The following is a 16785-nucleotide window of genomic DNA, read 5'->3' as shown; positions in this document are numbered from 1 at the left end:
CACGGTGCAGGCCAGGACGGGGACGGTGCCGGCCAGGACGCCGAGGAGGGAACGCATGGTCCCCATCGTGCCTCCTCCTGAGCGCACGCGTTCGACGGTACGGTCGGGACATGGCCCGCGCACGCGACCACGAACCCCCGGCCGCCCCCGCCACCGCAGCCGTGCTGCTGGGCGGCTTCGCGTTCCTGCAGGGGTTGATCCTGCCCGCCGAGGCCGTCGGCCGGAACCTCGCGATCGGCTTCCTCTTCGGCGGTCTGGGACTCCTCTCGGCTTGGCGAGCAGTCACCATCGGCCGCGGCCGCCGACACCGTGGGGCCCGACGGTGGGCGTGGGCCGCAGCCGTCCTCGGCCTGCTCGGCGTCGGCATGCTCGGCTACCAGGGTCTGGTCATCCTGACCGGCGGGGCGCTCCCGCCGCCGTTCTGGTGGCCGTACGCGCAACGCTGACGGTCCGTCACGCGGGCAGGTCGGCCGACCGGGAGGCCCGTGCTCCGCCCGTTTCGATGCGCCTGGAACGACCGGTACCGTCCCGCCGGAACGGGTGCAGGATGGCCGCATGGCAACGACGCCGAACCCCTCGACCCTGTTCCGACGGAAGCCGATCGACACCATCGACGACGACTCCGGGAGCGAGGGCGGCCTGAAGCGGCACCTCGGCCTCTGGCAGCTCACCGCGATCGGCATCGGCGGCATCATCGGCGCCGGGATCTTCACCCTCGCCGGTACGGTCGCGAATGGTGTCGCCGGACCCGCCGTCCTCATCTCGTTCCTCGTCGCCGGCGTCGCGAGTGCTGCGGCAGCGCTGTCGTACGCGGAGTTCGCGGGGCTCATCCCGAAGGCCGGCAGTGCGTACACGTACGGGTACGCGGTGCTCGGCGAGATCGTCGGCTGGTTCATCGGCTGGGACCTGCTGCTCGAGTACACGGCGATCGTGGCGGTGGTCGCGATCGGCATCTCCGGCTACGTCGGGTTCCTGGTCGGCCAGTTGGGCATCGACCTGCCCGCCTGGATGCTCGGCGCGCCCGGCACCGGCGACGGGCACGTCGTCGACGTCTTCGCGATCGCGCTCTGCCTGCTCACCGCGTTCGTCCTCACCCGGGGCATCCGGAGCGCCGCACGCTTCGAGTTCGTCGCGGTCGGGATCAAGGTCGCGCTCGTCGTCCTGATCGTCGTGCTCGGGGTGTTCCACATCGACAGCGCGAACTACTCGCCGTACTTCCCGTTCGGGTTCGGCGGTGTGATGACCGGCGCCGCGACCGTGTTCTTCGCCGTGTTCGGGTACGACGCGATGTCGACCGCTGCCGAGGAGTCCACCGACGCCCGCAAGCACATGCCGAAGGCGATCCTGCTGTCCCTCGGCATCTCGATGGTGCTCTACGTCCTCGCCACGATCGTGCTGACCGGGATGCAGGACTACGAGGACATCGACCCGGCGTCCGGGTTCTCGTCGGCGTTCGCGTCGGTCGGGCTCGGAGGCGTCGCGAACGTCATCGCGATCGGTGCCATCGTCGGCATCGTCACCGTCCTGGTGACGTTCATGCTCGGCGCCTCGCGCGTCTGGTTCTCGATGAGCCGCGACGGGCTGATGCCGAAGTGGTTCGCGAAGACGGATCCGAAGCGGCACGTGCCGACCCGGGTCACCTGGATCCTCGGCATCGCGTCGGCCGTCCTGGCCGGGGTGCTGCCGATCGGGGTCGTCGCCGAACTGACCAACATCGGCATCCTGCTCGCGTTCGTCGTGGTCTGCACCGCGGTCATCGTGCTCCGCTACCGGCAGCCGGACCTCGACCGGCAGTTCCGGATGCCCTTCATGCCGGTCGTGCCCGCCATCGGCGTGCTGGCGTCACTGTGGCTCGTCTCGTTCCTGCAGTGGGAGACGTGGGTGCGGTTCGCGGTGTGGTTCGCGATCGGGCTCGGCGTGTACTTCGGGTACTCGCGGAAGCACAGCAAGCTCGCCCAGCCCGCGGACCACTGACCGCAGACGTCTGCCCCCAGACCACAGCGACCCGACCATCCAGGGGGTGGTCGGGTCGCTGCGTGCGGCGGTGCGCGGTGTCAGTCGCGTCGGTGCTTGCCGAGCGAGGCCGTCGGCGCTGCCATCGGGTGGTTGCGGAACCAACGCAGCAGTTCCCGCGCGCGGCTCGCATCGGCGCTGGCGTCGCCGGAGGTCAGGAACTCGTCGAACCCCTCGGGCGGCTCGACCTGCTCGTCGCGGTCGAACGCCATCGTCCACTCCGGGAACCGACGGGTGTGGATCGACTCCTCCACCAGCAGTCGGACCTCGTCGTGCCGCGGATCGGCGATGATGCGTCCGTAGGTGGCGATGACGGCGTCGTGCGGACCCTCCAGCAGCTGCATGAACCGACCGGAGCGGTGCACGAGCATGCCGGTGAGACCGTCGGCGGTGTTCCGCTCGCGCGAGCGGGCCAGGACCTCATCGAGGGCGGGGTCGTCGAACGGCTGGGTGGCCGAGCTCATGTAGACGAGTGACTGCAGCATGATGCTCCCGATGATGTCTCACCAACGCGCATGCGAACCAGCCCCCGAACGGGCCTGACCCGATCCGGACGAAGGCCCGGACAGCGCGGTGACCGCCTGCTACCGGGCCGCCAGCGCCGTGTACGGCACGACCTGGCCGTCCTCGGTGCACACGTGACGCTGCACCCCGGAATCCGTGATCGTCGTGTACTCGGGCGACCACCACGAGGCGGGGCCGTCCGCGACCTTCGGGAACGTGCCGCGCACGACGTCACCGGTCTCCTCGGGTTCCCCGTCGACCTCGACCTCGTCGGCTTCCGGGTCGTCCGTCGTGCCGTAGTTCCGCAGCACGTCCCGGTCCCAGCTCATGAGCATGCCGGCGTAGGCCTGCCGGTCGTCGTCGTCGACCTGCACGCTGTAGGACGTCCGGTCGTCGGAAGCGTCCCGCGGGACACCCCGGAACTCGATCGTGTACGAGTCGGCGGTCTCGGTCATCGAGACCGTTCCGCCGTCGGTCCCGAGCAGTTCGCAGGTCGCCTTGCCCGGCGTCCCGGCCGCGCTCGTCGGCGTCGGCGTGCCCTCGACGGTCCCCGTGTCCCCCTCCGCGCAGCCGGTCAGTGCGACCGCGGCGAGCAGCGCCACGACGACCCCGGTCGCGCCCTGCTGGATGCTCTTCATCGACATGTGTTCCCCCTCGTCTCCTGCGCCCCTCCGGCGCTCGTCCGACCGTACCAACGCCGCCCGGACGACGAGCGTCGGCGGGGCCTGGCACGATGTCCCTGTGCCAGCAGCCCCGATGATCGACGCCGTCGACGTCATCCGCTTCGTCGGGCCGCAGACCTTCGGCCGCGCCCGTGACGTCGTGCGCGCCGGCCTGGTCGAGGACGCCACCTGGCACGATGACGGCACGATCACCGCGACGGTGAGCGGGAGCGCCGCCGACCCGTACGACGTGCAGGTCGAGACGACCATCGCCCGTGGCGAGTTCGTCCGTCCGGTCCGCAGTCGCTGCACCTGCCCGCTCGGCGGCGAGTGCAAGCACGTCGCCGCTGCACTCCTCACCATCAACGCCCGTGCCCTCGCCGCGCAGGCCGGGCCCCGCACGCAGCCGCCCACCCCGCCGACGCCGGACTGGAGGCGCGACCTCGCCCGCCTCGCCGGTGACGACGACGGGACCACCCGCTCCGGCACCGTGCCTGCGAGTGGCGGGATGGGCCTCCAGTTCGAACTCCGCGACGCGGTGCCAGCCCGACTCGCCGGACGTGCCCGTGCTGCGGGCCGGACGATGCCCGTCGCCAGTCGGGCGGTGCGCCTCGGCGTGCGACCGGTCAGCCGGAGTGCGGCGGGCAACTGGGTGCGCGGGCAGCTCACCTGGGGCGCGCTGCCCTACTCGATGAACCGGCTGGGACTCGAGCCGGACCAGCACGCGTGGTTCATGCAGTTCCAGGCGCTGCATCGGGCGGGTGTGCTCGCGGGGCTGCCCGGGGAGAGCGACTGGATCCACCTCGACGACTTCCGCAGTCCGCTCCTCTGGCCGCTGCTGCGACAGGCCGAGCCGCTCGGCATCGCGTTCGTCACCGGCAAGCGGGAGGGCGGGGTCGACCTCGGCCTCGACGCCCGGGTCCTGCTCGACGCGGCCCGGACCGCCGAGGGGCTGCTGATCGGCGCGAGCGCGGTGATCGACGGGCGTCCGCTCGCCGAGGGCACCGCGCGGGTCGTCGGCGACCACGGCGTGTACGCGTTCCGTGAGTCGCCCGAGTTCCGCGTGACGCTCGCCCCGACCGCTGCACCCGTGCCGGAGGACCAGCGGAAGATGCTCGTCGAGGCATCACGCATCACCGTCCCCGCGGACGAGGTCGACGAGTTCCTGGCCGACTGGTCGCCGAAGCTCCGCGGATCCCTCGGACTCGTCAGCTCCGACGGGTCACTCGAGCTGCCGGAACGGACGCCACCGGAACTCGTGCTCACCGTGACGTTCGAACCGGCCCGGGCGCCGCGGACCGACGACCGGGCGCACCTGCAGTGGCGCTGGAGCGTCGACGGCCGGAAGGACCCGGTGTCCCTGCACGGGCCGCTGCCGGAGCTCGGGAGCGTGCGCGCGGCGGACGACGTCGCTGACGCCGATGCTGCTGCTGTGGAGCAGGCCACGTCGGGGACGCAGGCCGATCGGGACGGGCGATCCGAGCCTCCCGGCCCCGGTGGCGGACTCGAGTGGTTCCAGGACGGGACCATCGACGGGGCCGACGTCGCCGTCCTGGCGAACGAACTGCTGCCGGCGCTGCCCGCACTCGGCGTCCGCGTCGTCGTGCAGGGTGAGCGGGTCGACTACGAGCGCCTGACCGGGCGGCCGCACATCCGCGTCACGACGATGCCGTCGGACAAGCACGACTGGTTCGACCTCGGCATCTTCGTCAGCGTGAACGGCAAGGAGATCCCGTTCACGCCCCTGCTCCGGGCACTCGCCAAGCGCGACCGGCGGATGAAGCTCGTCGACAACTCGTACCTGTCGCTCGCCGACCCCGCGTTCGACCGTCTCAAGGAGGTCATCGAGGAAGCCCGCGAGCTCGACGAGTGGGAACCCGAGCAGCCGCTCACCGTGACGCCGTACCGGGCCGCGCTCTGGTCGGAGTTCGACCAGCTCGCCGACGAGACCGAGCACGACGCACGGTGGAAGGAGATCGCCGGGCGCCTGCTCGACGCGACGGCGCCGGCCGACGCCGTCGTGCCGGCGACCGTGCAGGCCGACCTCCGGCCGTACCAGCGCGACGGGTACGCGTGGTTGACGTTCCTGGTCGAACACGGCGTCGGCGGGGTGCTCGCCGACGACATGGGCCTGGGCAAGACGCTGCAGGCGCTCGCGATGATCGCCGACCGGCGGGCCGCCGACCCGGAGGCACCACCCTTCCTCGTCGTCGCGCCCACCTCGGTCGTCGGCAACTGGGCGGACGAAGCGGCGAAGTTCGTCCCGTCGCTGCGGGTCACCACGATCGCCGGCACCTCGCTGAAGGACCCCGCGCGGGTCGCCCGGACCGCCGCCGCGTCGGACGTCGTCGTCACCTCATACGCCCTGCTCCGGCTCGACGCACCCGCCTACCTCGACCTCAGCTGGTCGGCGCTGCTCCTCGACGAGGCGCAGTTCGTCAAGAACCCGCAGTCGCAGACCCACCGCGTGGCCGCCGAACTCCGCGCCCCCGTGAAGATCGCGATCACCGGCACGCCGCTCGAGAACGGGCTCGCCGACCTCTGGGCACTGTTCGCCGTCGTCGCCCCCGGGCTGCTGTCGTCATGGACGCGGTTCGGCGACGACTACGTCAAGCCGCTGGCCTCGCCCGAGCTCCGCGGAGCGGCCCGCAAAGAGCTGACCGACCGACTCCGGCGACGCATCCGACCACTCATGCTCCGGCGGACGAAGGAGAGCGTCGCCGCGGACCTGCCCGAGAAGGTCGAACAGGTCGTCCGGGTCACCCTCGACCCGGCACACCGCGACCTCTACGAGAAGACGCTGAACCGGGAGCGGCTCAAGGTCCTGGACCTCGTCGACGACCTGGACCGCAACCGGATGATCGTCTTCCGCTCGCTGACCCTCCTGCGGATGCTCGCCCTGTCCCCCGCACTCGTGTCGGACGACCACGGCGATGTGCCCAGCGCGAAGCTCGACCTGCTCCTCGACGAACTCGAACAGCTCGCGGCCGAGGGGCGACGTGCGCTCGTGTTCAGCCAGTTCACCTCGTTCCTCAAGATGGTGTCCGCAGCGCTCGACGAACGCGGGGTCGGGTACGAGTACCTCGACGGCTCCACCCGCCGCCGTGGAGTCGTCATCGACCGCTTCCGGAACGGCACCGCCCCGGCGTTCCTCATCTCGCTGAAGGCCGGCGGGTTCGGGCTCACCCTGACCGAGGCCGACACCGTGTTCGTGCTCGATCCGTGGTGGAACCCGGCCGCCGAGAACCAGGCCGTCGACCGGACGCACCGCATCGGGCAGACCCGGTCCGTGACCGTCGAGCGGCTCATCGCGGAGGACACCATCGAGGAGAAGGTCCTGGCGCTCGCGCAGCGGAAGGCGCAGTTGTTCGCCACGATGATCGACGACGACGCGCTGTTCGCCGAGGGGTTGAGCGCAGAGGACATCCGGTCGCTGCTGGCCTGACCGGGCGGCGAGACGCCCCCGTCAGCGCGGGACGCCGCCGAACGCTCGAGACGCCGCGGAGTTCGGCGGCGTCTCGGGGGTTCGGCGGCGTCTCGGCCGTTCGGCGTGGGTCAGGCGGCCAGGCCGTCGATCCGGGCGATCTCGTCGGCACTGAGCTCGAGCGTCGCGCCGGCGGCATTCGACCGGATGCGATCCGGGTTCGACGACTTCGGGATGACGACGAACTGGTGGGCGACGTGCCAGGCGACGATGACCTGCGCGGCATCGGCGTCGTGGGCCTCGGCGATCTCCACGAGCGTCGGGTCCTGCAGGTTGCTCGCCTTGAACGGGCTGTAGCCCTCGAGCACCACCCCACGGTCCCGGAGCCCGTCCGCCACCGTGCGGTCGAACTCGACCGGGCTCCAGCGGATCTGGTTCACGGCCGGCGTCGCACCCGTCCCCTGGATCAGCTCGTCGATCTGCTCGAGCGAGTAGTTGCTCACACCGATCGCCCGCGTCAGCCCGGCTTGTTGTGCCTCGACGAGCTGCTGCCACACGTCGGGACGTGCCTCGCCGTTCGGCGGCCCGTGGATGAGCCACAGGTCCAGGTGGTCGAGGCCGAGCTGGTCCAGGCTCTCCTCGATGGTCGCGCGGACGCGGTCGGCGTTGTCCGGCGGCAGCTTCGTCGTGATGAACAGGTCCTCGCGGGGAAGGCCCGAGTCGGCGATGGCCTTGCCGACGCCGCGCTGGTTGCCGTAGCCGGTGGCGGTGTCGATGTGGCGGTAGCCGGCCTCGAGGGCGGCGGCCACCGCGGCGGGAGCGTCAGGCTCCTCGATCTGCCAGGTGCCGAATCCGAGGAGCGGCATCGAGCCTCCGGTGACGGGCACGGACGGTTGTGCGTAGTCGGTCATGGCTCCTGCCTACGCGGACTGCGGCGCGTGCGTCCCAGGGTGTCGGCGGCCTCCGCCAGGATCGACGGGTCCCCCGAGCACCACCAGGAGCACCACCGAACATGACGTCCCGCCGACGCCGCACCCGCGCCACCGTCCAGTCCTCGATCGTCACGCTCGTCCTCGCGATGGGCGTGTGGGCGCTGTTCTCGTCAGGAGTGCTCTCCACCGGGGCGGACGCAACGACGAGCGCCGGCAGCACCACCACCGACACGGGCGCCCCCGGCACCACCCCACGTCCCACCGTGACCACATCGGCACAGACGCCCGCGACGACGGAGCCGAGCCGGGCCTCCAGTCCGTCGGCCGACGCTGCCCGCGCGATGCTCGCCGCCCTACCGGTGAAGGGGAAGGCGCCCGCGACCGGCTACGACCGGGAGGCCGACTTCGGCACCCCCTGGCTGGACGTCGACCACAACGGCTGCGACACCCGGAACGACGTCCTGGCCCGCGACCTGACCGACATCGTCCGCCAGGGGCCTTGCAAGGTACTGTCCGGCGACCTCGTCTCGCCGTACACCGGCGGCGAGATCGCGTTCGTGCGGGGCAACACGACCTCGACCCTCGTGCAGATCGACCACGTCGTCGCACTCGAGAACGCCTGGCGCACCGGCGCGCAGCAGCTCACCCAGGCCGATCGGCAGGCGCTGGCCAACGACCCAGAGAACCTGTTCGCGGTCGACGGGCACTCGAACTCCCAGAAGCGCTCGGGCGACGCCGCGACCTGGCTGCCCGCGGCGAAGGACTTCCGCTGCGAGTACGTCGAGCACCAGGTCGCCGTGAAGGCGAAGTACCGGCTCTGGGTCGTGCCCGCCGAGCGGGACGCGATGGAGCGAGTCCTCACCACCTGCTGACGGACGGCACACACCGCTCGCAGTCAGACAACACCTGTAGCGTAACTCTCGTCCGGCGCACGCCCGTCGGACCGGACTCGCCGCTCAGCGCCGCGCACCGACACGGACGCTCCCCGGACCCCGAGCCCTTCATCGTCGAAGACCGCAGGAGGCCTCCACCACATGACCGACACCCGCTCCACCAGCACCAGCACCAGCTCCAGCTCCAGCACCCGTTTCACGGACCGCGTCGTCCTCATCACCGGCGGGGGCTCCGGCCTCGGCCGTGCGACCGCCGTCCGTCTGGCCACCGAGGGCGCGAAGCTCGCGCTCGTCGACGTCTCCGAGCAGGGCCTCGAGGCCACGAAGTCCGCCGTCCTCGAGGTCACGCCCGACGCCGAGGTCCTCACCACCGTCGCCGACGTCTCCGACGAAGCGCAGGCCGAGGCCTACGTCGCGGCCACGGTCGAGCGCTTCGGCCGCATCGACGGCTTCTTCAACAACGCCGGCATCGAGGGCAAGCAGAACCTCACCGAGTCGTTCACCGCCGCCGAGTTCGACAAGGTCGTCTCGATCAACCTCCGCGGCGTGTTCCTGGGCCTCGAGAAGGTCCTCGCCGTGATGCGCGAGCAGGGCTCCGGCATGGTCGTCAACACCGCCAGCGTCGGCGGCATCCGCGGCGTCGGCAACCAGTCCGGCTACGCGGCCGCCAAGCACGGCGTCGTCGGCCTGACCCGCAACTCCGCCGTCGAGTACGGCGAGTTCGGCATCCGCATCAACGCGATCGCACCGGGCGCCATCTGGACGCCGATGGTCGAGAACTCGATGAAGCAGATCGACCCGGAGAACCCGCGCAAGGCCGCGGAGGAGTTCATCCAGATCAACCCCACCAAGCGCTACGGCGAGGCACCCGAGATCGCCGCGGTCGTCGCCTTCCTGCTCTCGGACGACGCGTCGTACATCAACGCCGCGGTCGTCCCGATCGACGGCGGGCAGTCCGCCAAGTACTGACCTTCCGCGGTCCGTGCCACCGGGGCGCGCCTTCCTGACGGGAGGCGCGCCCCACCTGTTCCGCCCGTCCTGCGTGGCAGCATGGCCGGTGACACGACCGTGGAGGGGAACGCGATGAGCGCCAACGGAACGACAGGGTCCAGCTTCGGGCCCGGAGCCGAGAACACCGGACCCGACGCCGCCGGCGACCTGCGGCGACGCATGGGCGAATCGGCGGAGGGGTTCCTCAGCAGCGCTGCCTGGGTGCCATGGAAGGCCGCCGGCACCAGCGGTGAGCCTGAGGAGGGCAGCGTGGCGCACGTCGTCCTGCGCGACCGTCCGTTCGTGCCGGTCTTCACCGATCCTGCCCAGCTGGCCACGAGCCTCCCGGGCTTGGAAGCACGCGCGATGCCGATGGCCGAACTCGTCACCGCGCTGCCCGAGGAGTTCGGGATCGTCGTCGACCCGACCAGCGCCGAAGCGGCGAACTTCCTGCAGGCCGACGTCGTCGCCGGACTGCGCGCGGGCATCGGCGGCGTGCCGACCGAGGCCGACGAGGACTGACGATGTCCGCCCAGCTGACGCTGCCGCAGGCGTACGCGCTGCTACTCCTGCGCCCGGACGGCAAGCTCGCCACCACGGGCCAGACGTTCGACCCCGGAGCCGCGGGTGCAGTGCTCGGCGACCTGGCGCTCCGCGGAGTGCTGCAGTTCGACGGACGCAAGGTGATCCCGGTGAAGTCGGCTCCCGTCGGCGACCCGGTGATCGACGCGATGAAGGAACAGATCGACCTCTCGCCATCGCCGCGCCGACCCGCCTCCTGGGTGTCCCGGAACGCGAACGTGACGCTCCGGGCGTCGGTCCTCGGCGGGCTCGGCGACCGCGGACTCGTGACGCGGCAGGAGCACCGGATCTTCGGCATCCTCGCGTGGGTGCGCTGGCCGGAGCGGGACGGCGGGCCGGCGAAGCTCTTGCGCGGCGAGATCGGCGACGTCCTGCACCTCGGCGCCGCGCCCACGCCGTTCGCGGTCGCGCTCATCGGGCTGCTCAACGCCACGGGGACGCTGCGCGGGCAGTTCGGCAAGGTCGACCGGCAGCGCGTCAAGGCGCTGACGGACGGGGACTGGGTCGCGGGCGCGGTGAAGTCCGTGGTGCAGAGCCGTCAGACGGCGGCGACGGCCGGGGGCGGTGCGGCCGGGGGCTGAGCGGCCATCTCGAGCTGACACGCCCGCCGACCGCGTCACGCCGACGGCATCACTCCCGCGGCGCCACCAACTCGATGAACCGCGACAACAGCGCCAGCCCCGGGATCGACGGCGGCAGTGCTGTCGCCAACGCCGGCGAGTGCACGACGTACGCCGCCCACTTCGCCCGCGACAGCGCCACGTTCAGCCGGTTCGGCATGAGCAGGAAGTCGAGCCCGCGTGGGATGTCCGCCGCGGAGGACGCGGCCAGCGAGGTGATCGAGACCACGGCCTCCCGGCCCTGGAACAGGTCGACGGTCCCGACCTGCGTGCCTGTGTGGCCGGCCCGGTCGAGAGCGTCCCGGATGACCGCACCCTGCGCGTTGTAGGGCGCGACCACGATGACGTCCTCATCCGTCAGCTGGCGGGTGCCGCGGTCATCGGTCCAAGTGCGCCCGACGACGTCCGCGACGAGCGCGACGACCTGTGCCGCTTCCTCCGGCGAAGAGGTCGTGTTCCCCGCGTGCCCGACGGGCACCGGGTGCACGCCGGGGTCGATCCCGTCGAGGTACCGCCCGGACACCATCGACGCGAGCTGCCCGTCGTAGGACAACCCCGACACCGCCGCGGTCAGGGCCGGTTCCATCCGCCGGGTCTGGGCGAGGAAGTAGCCGAACTCCGGCGGGAGCACGTGCTCGCCGTCCGCCAGCCAGCCGAGTGCGGACTCGTCGACCGGCTCGGGGTGCGAGCCCTGCGACACCTGCGGCAGCTGCTGCGGGTCGCCGAGGAGCAGCAGGCGTGTGGCGGCGATCGCCGAGGCGATGGTCGGCGCGAGGGAGAACTGCCCCGCCTCGTCGACGACGAGCAGGTCCAAGGAGTGCCGAGCGATGGTCGACTCGTTCGCGAAGGTCCACGCCGTCCCGCCGACGACTCCCCCGGTGCCGGTGTCCGCGCAGGACTGCAGGAACGCCGCGATCGCCGCGCCGTTCTTCACCGGCGTCCACTCGGCTGCCTCGATGTCTTCGGGGTCAGCGCCGCTCTTCGGCTGCTTCACCACCCGGTCGGCGGGTACCCCGGCGGCGATGACCGCGTCGAGGAAGTTCTCGCTGGTTGCATGCGACTGCCCGACGACGCCGACCCGCCACCCGTGCTCCCGCACGAGCCGTGCGACGACGTTCGACCCGACGTACGTCTTGCCGGTTCCGGGAGGCCCCTGGATCGCCAGGTACGACCGGTCCAGCCCGAGCAGGGTCGCCACCACGGCGCCCACCGTGTCGTCCCCCACGACCGGTACGAGGGGCCCGCGAGGCGGCACGCGCCGGAGGAGGTCGAGCGCCGGATCGGGCAGCATCTCCGGCAGTGCGTCGAGCACCTCGGCGCCCCATTCGGCGATCGCCTCGGGCTGCGGCTTCGCCCGCGGGGGCGACGACGGCGCGAGGGCGACCGGGAACCCGGTGTGCGGCTCGCCACCGCCGACGGGAAGTCGTTCGAGGACGAGCACCTCGGTGGCGTCGCCGTTGTCCCACACCTCCAGGATGGTGGCGCGGTCGGTCGCGCCCTTCGAGCCGGGGCCCGGTGCCGGGATCGACGCCGGGAGTGGGTCGTCGTACACGAGGTGGGGCGAGCCTCCCGCCCGGAGCCTGGAGCCGGGCGCGAGCGTCCCCGACAACCGGATCTCCCGCGACTGTGAGCGGGCGCGCGGCAGGGTCGCCCAGTCCCGCTCGACAGAGGCGCGTTCGACGACGAGCACGTCGCGGGTGTCGGCCCACTCGTCGACCGGGTTGCGCAGGCGATCGAAGTGGTCCTGCCAGAACGTCTTCGCCTCGCGGCGGTGGTAGTCGATCGCGGCCGCGGCGAGCGCGAGCGCGGTCTGGTCGGGCGTGCGGTCGAGGGCGTCGACGTCCGCCGTCTCGGCGGCCAGCGCGACGTACACCGGGTTCGGCTCGCGCTCGACGGGGATGGGCGGGAGGCCCTCCAGCTCGGTCGTGGTCGTCGTGTCCGGCGCGTGCTCGGCACGGAGGCCCAGCAGCCAGTCGCGGAGGCGCAGCGTCGACCGGCAGTCGTAGGCGTTGTAGTCGGCGACCTGGTCGAGCTGCCGCTGGCCCTCGACGGCGTCTCCGGTGCGGAGTTCGGTGATCGCGTCGACGTAGGCGGTGATGCTGTCGGCGGCGTTCGTCACGTCGCTGAGCCGCAGGTCGTCGCCCATGTACAGCGGCTCGAGCTTCTTGATCGAGTAGCTGCGGCTGCCGACCACCAGCGCCTTCCGCACGATCGAGTACAGGTCGACGAGGACGCCGGCGCGCAGCAGGTCGTCGACCGCGTCCTCCCCCACCCCGTGCCGGGCCGCGAGGGACAGCAGGTGGGTCCGCTCGTACGCGGCGTAGTGGTAGATGTGCATGTCCGGGTACCGGTCCCGGCGGTCCGCGATGTACGCCAGGAAGTCCACGAGCGCCTGTCGCTCGTCGCGGATCGTGTGCGCCCAGAACGCGCGGAACTCGGCCTGGTCGTCGACCAGTCCGAACAGGTAGTCGAGGCCCCAGTGCACGCCGTCCTCGGTGTGCAGCGGGTCGCCTTCGAAGTCGAAGAAGACGTCGCCGGGGTCCGGTGCGGGGATGGCGTCGAGGGCACGCGGGTCCATGACGTCGAAGGCCGGCCCGTGGGTCGGGCTGGCCGGGTCGCTGCTGTTGGCCGCGCGCTCCGTCTCGATCTGGAGGCTCGCCTGCCGCACCAGACGATCCAGTGTCGTCTTCGACATGGTCGCCACCGGTGCCGTCCGGACCGCCAGGTCGTCGATCGACCGCAGGCCGTGCCGGATCAGCTTCGTCCGCTGGTCGAGGCGCATGCCGGCGACGAGGACCAGGTCGCGATGACGTTGCACCTCCTGCTGGCAGGCGGCGCACCGGCCGCAGCTGGAGTAGCGGGGGTCGCCCCACTGCATCGGCTCGTCCGTGGCCAGCCGCTCGGCGATCACCCGGATCAGCTCCGCCCGCTGCGTGCGGTACACCGGGACGATGTCGGCCAGCTCGTGCGTGGTCGTCGTCCGGTCACCGAGGACCAGGTGCACCTGCTGCCCGGTCGGGATACCGTGCGCACGCATCTGCTCGGCGTAGGCGGCGAGCTGCAGCAGGGCACTGATCTTGGCGTGGCGGGCGAGCTTGGTGTCGTAGACCTCGTACTCACCGCGGTCGTTGCGGATGATGAAGTCCGCGAAGCCGATGAAGCCCGACCCGTCCGCCGACGCGGGGACGTGGAACGTCGGCTGGTACAGGACGTCGGCGCCGTCCCGCATGGCCTGGAGCGCTGCGGCTGCGGCCTCTCGGTACTGCGGCGGGGCTGGACGGTCGAACTCCACGACGTCATGGGACTGCTTGAGGATCTCGAGGTAGTCGACCTCGTGCTGGTCACCCAGGCGGGCCGTCCGGTCGAGCATCTCGTCGTGCTCGTCGGGCAGGGGTTCGCCGCGGCCGAGCTTGGCGTCGAGGCGGCGGAGGAACGCCCACTCGCAGGTCGCCCACGTGGTGAGGTCGCTCGGGCTGAGCAGGGCTCGGCCGTCCTCGGTGATCTGCACTGCGCTCCTCGCTGGTCGTGAGACTCCAGGGTAGGGGCGGGCACCGACGCCACTTGAGCGGACTGCTGATATGTGAGACGTTGGGTTGCAGTCGCATCGAGGGAGGATGTTCGTGAGGATCGTCAAGGCAGCATGGCTTGCCGTCAGTGCGCTGATCGGATCCGCGGTCGCCCTCGCGACGATCGCGCTGATCGCCACCGGGGCCGCTGCCGTCGCTGGCCAGCAAGTCCAGGTGCCCGGTCTCGTCATGGCTGTGCCGGGGGCAGAAGCGGAATCCGTGAGCGCTACGATCGATCGGACCGGAGCGCCGCTGTGGCTGGTTGCCATCGCACTGTCGTTCGCCGTGGCCGAGTTCCAGCGAGCGAGCAGGAAGAAGCGACGCAGCTGGCGCACGTCCAGCGGTGAGGCTCGGTAGCAGCAGGCCCGTCCCCTACGGTTGCCGCATGGAACCCGGGGACTCCAGCACCGAACTGCTGCGCAAGAACGCCAACCTGCTCATCGACCACGGTGCGAAGGACCAGTCCGTCGCGGCAGAGCTGGGCCTGCTCGTGCCCGGGCGGAAGGGCACGGAGGGCATCGGCGGCAGGCTCGCCCTCACCTCGACCGCGCTGTTCTTCGAGGGCCACGCGATGAACCGCGTCCGCCCGCAGTTCGGCTTCCTCTTGGGCGAGATCGCTTCGCTCAGCGACGTGTCACGAGGCCTGTCGCGGCAGCTCCGGGTCGAACTCCGAAGCGGTGTGCACGGGCGCTTCGTGGTGTGGGGCGTCCCGCGGCTCATCGCGGCGATCGAGGAGGCCCGCGCCGCGCTCTGAGCCAAGGTCGCGGCAGCGCCGTCACGACTACGACTCCAGGCGCACGAACCTCGGACCGTCGTACCCGTCACGCGACACATGCGCGGTGAAGTCCGCCAGACCTCGTACCCAGTGCCCGTGCTCGCCGTACAGCGCCTGGTACACGACGACCGGCTCCTCGGTCTCGACGTCCTGCGCCAGGAGCACCACGTGGTACTCCCCGCCCTTGAAGTGCCGGTACCGCCCTGGGGTCACGTCATCGCTCATCCTCCCGATGGTACGGAGACGACAGCCGACCGGGCGTCGCCGTTCCCGGTACGGTGTCCGTCGGAGGGGGAACGATGAGCGACAGCATCAACCAGTGGGGCGGAAGCGCGACCAAGGCGGAGGTGGCGCCGCAGATCGTCGTGCGCCGGCCGCTGTTCCCCGGGGTGATCTTCCTGGCCCTCGGCGTGATCGGCCTGGTGATCGGTGTTCCGGGGCTCGTCTTCCAGCTCATCGCGGGCTCGGACGACAGCCCCGCGTTCGGCATCTTCATCGTCCTCGGAGCGGGGTCCTTGCTGCTTGGCCTGGCTCTCGCCGCCGGCCGCATCAACGTCTACGACCGGCACTACGACGTGAAGTCCGGCTTCGGGAAGTTCCGCCGCCGCGAAGTCGAGGACATCCACACGCTCCGTCTCGGCAAGCAGTCGAACGGCAGTGTGACGTTCATCAGCCTCACTGCCTTGAACGAGCAGCGGAAGAAGCAGTTCATGGTCTTCACGAACTACCGCGGCTACCGCGAGTTCACCGCGTGGCTGGACGAGCGCCGCCCCGAGCAGTGGGCGGAGTGCGAGCGGCTGGGCGTTCCCGACTAGTCACACCGCTCAACACCCTTGGTCCAGCGGGCCACGCCACGTAGGGTCCAGACATGACCGTCGCCCTCTCACTCGCGATCGTCGCCGGCGTCCTCGCCGTCGCGACGGTCCTCGGCCTGCTGCTCCGCAGCCGCACCGGCCGAGCGCGCGTGGTCACGTCCCGAGGCAGCGATGCGACGACAGTTGCCGACCTCGCCGACCGGGAGGCGTTCGGCACCGCCGCCACGCTCCTCCAGTTCTCGACACCCACCTGCGCACGCTGCCCCGCCACGGCGCGGCAACTCGACGCGGTCGCCGCGTCGAAGTCGACGACGGCACAGGAACCGGCCCGAGTCCGCCGCCTCGAGATCGACCTCGCCGAACGCCCGGAGCTCGCCCGGCGCTTCGACGTGATGCAGACCCCGACCGTGCTCCTCGTGGACGGAACGCAGACCGTCCGAGCCCGCTTCGGTGGACCGCCCCGCCAGCCCGAACTCATCGCCGCGCTCGACGCCGTCCTCACCGAGGAGCACCCATGACCACCAGCCCTGCACTCTCCCCAGGGATCGACCCCCGTTCGCCCCGCTTCGGCGCCGCGATCACGACGGTCCTGCTCGCGCTCGACATCGTCCTCACCCTCAACGACAGCACGCGGACGATCGGCATCGTGCTGCTCGCCGTCATCGCCGCGCTCTTCGCCTGGGGAGCCGTGGCCGGCATCGCCCGCCACCCGTACGGCGCGCTGTTCCGCCGCCTGGTGCGCCCGCAGCTCGGCCCGCCCGCCGAACTGGAGGCACCCGAGCCCCCGACTTTCGCCCAGCGCGTCGGACTCGTCGTGACCGGTGTCGCCCTCGTCCTGGCGCTCCTCGGCGTCCCCTACGCCGCACCGGTCGGCGCTGCTGTCGCCCTGGTCGCCGCGTTCCTCAACGCGGCGTTCGACGTCTGCATCGGGTGCCTGATGTACGTCTGGCTCGTGCGCGTCGGCGTCTTCCGCGGCCGCAGCAGCATCGCGTAGCACCGGGTCCGGCGT

Annotated in this window: 17 protein-coding genes; 12 read left to right on the top strand and 5 right to left on the bottom strand. The window is 71.3% G+C overall.

The genetic code is table 11. The annotated features are described in order from the left end of the window. Positions 1–110 precede the first annotated feature (110 nt). A complete protein-coding gene (locus DEJ31_RS09080) occupies positions 111–446 on the top strand; it encodes a hypothetical protein (protein WP_110903034.1) in 336 nt (111 codons plus the stop codon). 109 nt (positions 447–555) lie between these two features. Then, complete coding sequence (locus DEJ31_RS09075; protein WP_111045210.1) at positions 556–1974, top strand: amino acid permease; 1419 nt, start codon at positions 556–558, stop codon at positions 1972–1974. Positions 1975–2054: 80 nt separating this feature from the next. Here DEJ31_RS09075 and DEJ31_RS09070 read toward each other — a convergent pair whose 3' ends face one another. Continuing rightward, complete coding sequence (locus DEJ31_RS09070; RefSeq protein ID WP_110903032.1) at positions 2055–2498, bottom strand: BLUF domain-containing protein; 444 nt, start codon at positions 2496–2498, stop codon at positions 2055–2057. A 99-nt stretch (positions 2499–2597) separates the two neighbouring features. Further along, the gene (locus DEJ31_RS09065; RefSeq protein ID WP_111121716.1) at positions 2598–3161 is read right to left on the bottom strand and encodes a hypothetical protein; all 564 of its coding nucleotides are present in this window, start codon (positions 3159–3161) and stop codon (positions 2598–2600) included. Positions 3162–3258: 97 nt separating this feature from the next. Here DEJ31_RS09065 and DEJ31_RS09060 point away from each other — a divergent pair, with 97 nt between their 5' ends. Next, positions 3259–6624, top strand: a complete 3366-nt coding sequence (locus DEJ31_RS09060; RefSeq protein ID WP_146243129.1) for a DEAD/DEAH box helicase — start codon at positions 3259–3261, stop codon at positions 6622–6624. A 110-nt stretch (positions 6625–6734) separates the two neighbouring features. Here the strand turns inward: DEJ31_RS09060 and DEJ31_RS09055 are convergent, their stop codons facing one another. After that, positions 6735–7514 (bottom strand): aldo/keto reductase, encoded by a 780-nt coding sequence (locus tag DEJ31_RS09055; protein WP_220034855.1) that lies wholly within the window; start codon positions 7512–7514, stop codon positions 6735–6737. Between the two features lie 101 nt (positions 7515–7615). On the opposite strand from DEJ31_RS09055, the gene DEJ31_RS09050 reads away from it, so the two are divergent. The 4 genes from DEJ31_RS09050 (at position 7616) to DEJ31_RS09035 (ending at position 10581) form a co-directional block, all read left to right on the top strand. Next, the gene (locus DEJ31_RS09050; RefSeq protein ID WP_111121714.1) at positions 7616–8407 is read left to right on the top strand and encodes an HNH endonuclease family protein; all 792 of its coding nucleotides are present in this window, start codon (positions 7616–7618) and stop codon (positions 8405–8407) included. Positions 8408–8569: 162 nt separating this feature from the next. Further along, complete coding sequence (locus DEJ31_RS09045) at positions 8570–9397, top strand: glucose 1-dehydrogenase (RefSeq protein ID WP_111121713.1); 828 nt, start codon at positions 8570–8572, stop codon at positions 9395–9397. A 114-nt stretch (positions 9398–9511) separates the two neighbouring features. Beyond that, on the top strand, positions 9512–9940 hold the full coding sequence (locus DEJ31_RS09040) for an SseB family protein (RefSeq protein WP_181433493.1): 429 nt from the start codon (positions 9512–9514) through the stop codon (positions 9938–9940). A 2-nt stretch (positions 9941–9942) separates the two neighbouring features. Further along, on the top strand, positions 9943–10581 hold the full coding sequence (locus DEJ31_RS09035; RefSeq protein WP_111121711.1) for a GPP34 family phosphoprotein: 639 nt from the start codon (positions 9943–9945) through the stop codon (positions 10579–10581). Positions 10582–10630: 49 nt separating this feature from the next. Here the strand turns inward: DEJ31_RS09035 and DEJ31_RS09030 are convergent, their stop codons facing one another. Further along, positions 10631–14128: a bifunctional RecB family nuclease/DEAD/DEAH box helicase gene (locus DEJ31_RS09030; protein WP_258366238.1), complete on the bottom strand. Its 3498-nt coding sequence runs from the start codon at positions 14126–14128 to the stop codon at positions 10631–10633. Between the two features lie 112 nt (positions 14129–14240). On the opposite strand from DEJ31_RS09030, the gene DEJ31_RS17590 reads away from it, so the two are divergent. Then, positions 14241–14543 carry a hypothetical protein gene (locus DEJ31_RS17590; RefSeq protein ID WP_258366237.1) on the top strand — a complete coding sequence of 101 codons (303 nt, stop codon included), beginning with the start codon at positions 14241–14243 and terminating at the stop codon, positions 14541–14543. 28 nt (positions 14544–14571) lie between these two features. Next, positions 14572–14940, top strand: coding sequence for a hypothetical protein (locus DEJ31_RS09025; protein ID WP_111121709.1), 369 nt, complete (start codon positions 14572–14574; stop codon positions 14938–14940). 27 nt (positions 14941–14967) lie between these two features. Here the strand turns inward: DEJ31_RS09025 and DEJ31_RS09020 are convergent, their stop codons facing one another. Then, the gene (locus tag DEJ31_RS09020; RefSeq protein ID WP_181433492.1) at positions 14968–15186 is read right to left on the bottom strand and encodes a DUF1653 domain-containing protein; all 219 of its coding nucleotides are present in this window, start codon (positions 15184–15186) and stop codon (positions 14968–14970) included. A gap of 74 nt (positions 15187–15260) precedes the next feature. Between DEJ31_RS09020 and DEJ31_RS09015 the strand changes: the two genes are divergently transcribed. The 3 genes from DEJ31_RS09015 to DEJ31_RS09005 are packed head-to-tail and all read left to right on the top strand — an operon-like array spanning position 15261 to position 16770. Then, complete coding sequence (locus tag DEJ31_RS09015; protein ID WP_111121707.1) at positions 15261–15776, top strand: hypothetical protein; 516 nt, start codon at positions 15261–15263, stop codon at positions 15774–15776. A 53-nt stretch (positions 15777–15829) separates the two neighbouring features. After that, a complete protein-coding gene (locus DEJ31_RS09010) occupies positions 15830–16294 on the top strand; it encodes a thioredoxin family protein (RefSeq protein ID WP_111121706.1) in 465 nt (154 codons plus the stop codon). Further along, positions 16291–16770 (top strand): DUF4395 domain-containing protein, encoded by a 480-nt coding sequence (locus DEJ31_RS09005; protein WP_111121705.1) that lies wholly within the window; start codon positions 16291–16293, stop codon positions 16768–16770. The genes DEJ31_RS09010 and DEJ31_RS09005 overlap by 4 nt, the downstream gene beginning before the upstream one ends. Positions 16771–16785: the final 15 nt, after the last annotated feature.

The sequence above is a fragment of the Curtobacterium sp. MCPF17_031 genome (assembly GCF_003234035.1).
In the GTDB taxonomy this organism is placed as follows: domain Bacteria; phylum Actinomycetota; class Actinomycetes; order Actinomycetales; family Microbacteriaceae; genus Curtobacterium.
Note: the sequence above shows the minus strand (reverse complement) of the source record. Positions and strands in the feature narration are given on the sequence as shown.

Excerpts from the sequence above, each read along its gene's own strand:
- DEJ31_RS09045 (WP_111121713.1), top strand. The coding sequence starts at position 8,570 with ATGACCGACACCCGCTCCACCAGCACCAGCACCAGCTCCAGCTCCAGC.
- DEJ31_RS09050 (WP_111121714.1), top strand. The coding sequence starts at position 7,616 with ATGACGTCCCGCCGACGCCGCACCCGCGCCACCGTCCAGTCCTCGATC.
- DEJ31_RS09025 (WP_111121709.1), top strand. The coding sequence starts at position 14,572 with ATGGAACCCGGGGACTCCAGCACCGAACTGCTGCGCAAGAACGCCAAC.
- DEJ31_RS09010 (WP_111121706.1), top strand. The coding sequence starts at position 15,830 with ATGACCGTCGCCCTCTCACTCGCGATCGTCGCCGGCGTCCTCGCCGTC.
- DEJ31_RS09065 (WP_111121716.1), bottom strand. The coding sequence starts at position 3,161 with ATGTCGATGAAGAGCATCCAGCAGGGCGCGACCGGGGTCGTCGTGGCG.
- DEJ31_RS09020 (WP_181433492.1), bottom strand. The coding sequence starts at position 15,186 with ATGAGCGATGACGTGACCCCAGGGCGGTACCGGCACTTCAAGGGCGGG.
- DEJ31_RS09075 (WP_111045210.1), top strand. The coding sequence starts at position 556 with ATGGCAACGACGCCGAACCCCTCGACCCTGTTCCGACGGAAGCCGATC.
- DEJ31_RS09035 (WP_111121711.1), top strand. The coding sequence starts at position 9,943 with ATGTCCGCCCAGCTGACGCTGCCGCAGGCGTACGCGCTGCTACTCCTG.
- DEJ31_RS09055 (WP_220034855.1), bottom strand. The coding sequence starts at position 7,514 with ATGACCGACTACGCACAACCGTCCGTGCCCGTCACCGGAGGCTCGATG.
- DEJ31_RS09015 (WP_111121707.1), top strand. The coding sequence starts at position 15,261 with ATGAGCGACAGCATCAACCAGTGGGGCGGAAGCGCGACCAAGGCGGAG.
- DEJ31_RS09005 (WP_111121705.1), top strand. The coding sequence starts at position 16,291 with ATGACCACCAGCCCTGCACTCTCCCCAGGGATCGACCCCCGTTCGCCC.
- DEJ31_RS09080 (WP_110903034.1), top strand. The coding sequence starts at position 111 with ATGGCCCGCGCACGCGACCACGAACCCCCGGCCGCCCCCGCCACCGCA.
- DEJ31_RS09070 (WP_110903032.1), bottom strand. The coding sequence starts at position 2,498 with ATGCTGCAGTCACTCGTCTACATGAGCTCGGCCACCCAGCCGTTCGAC.
- DEJ31_RS09040 (WP_181433493.1), top strand. The coding sequence starts at position 9,512 with ATGAGCGCCAACGGAACGACAGGGTCCAGCTTCGGGCCCGGAGCCGAG.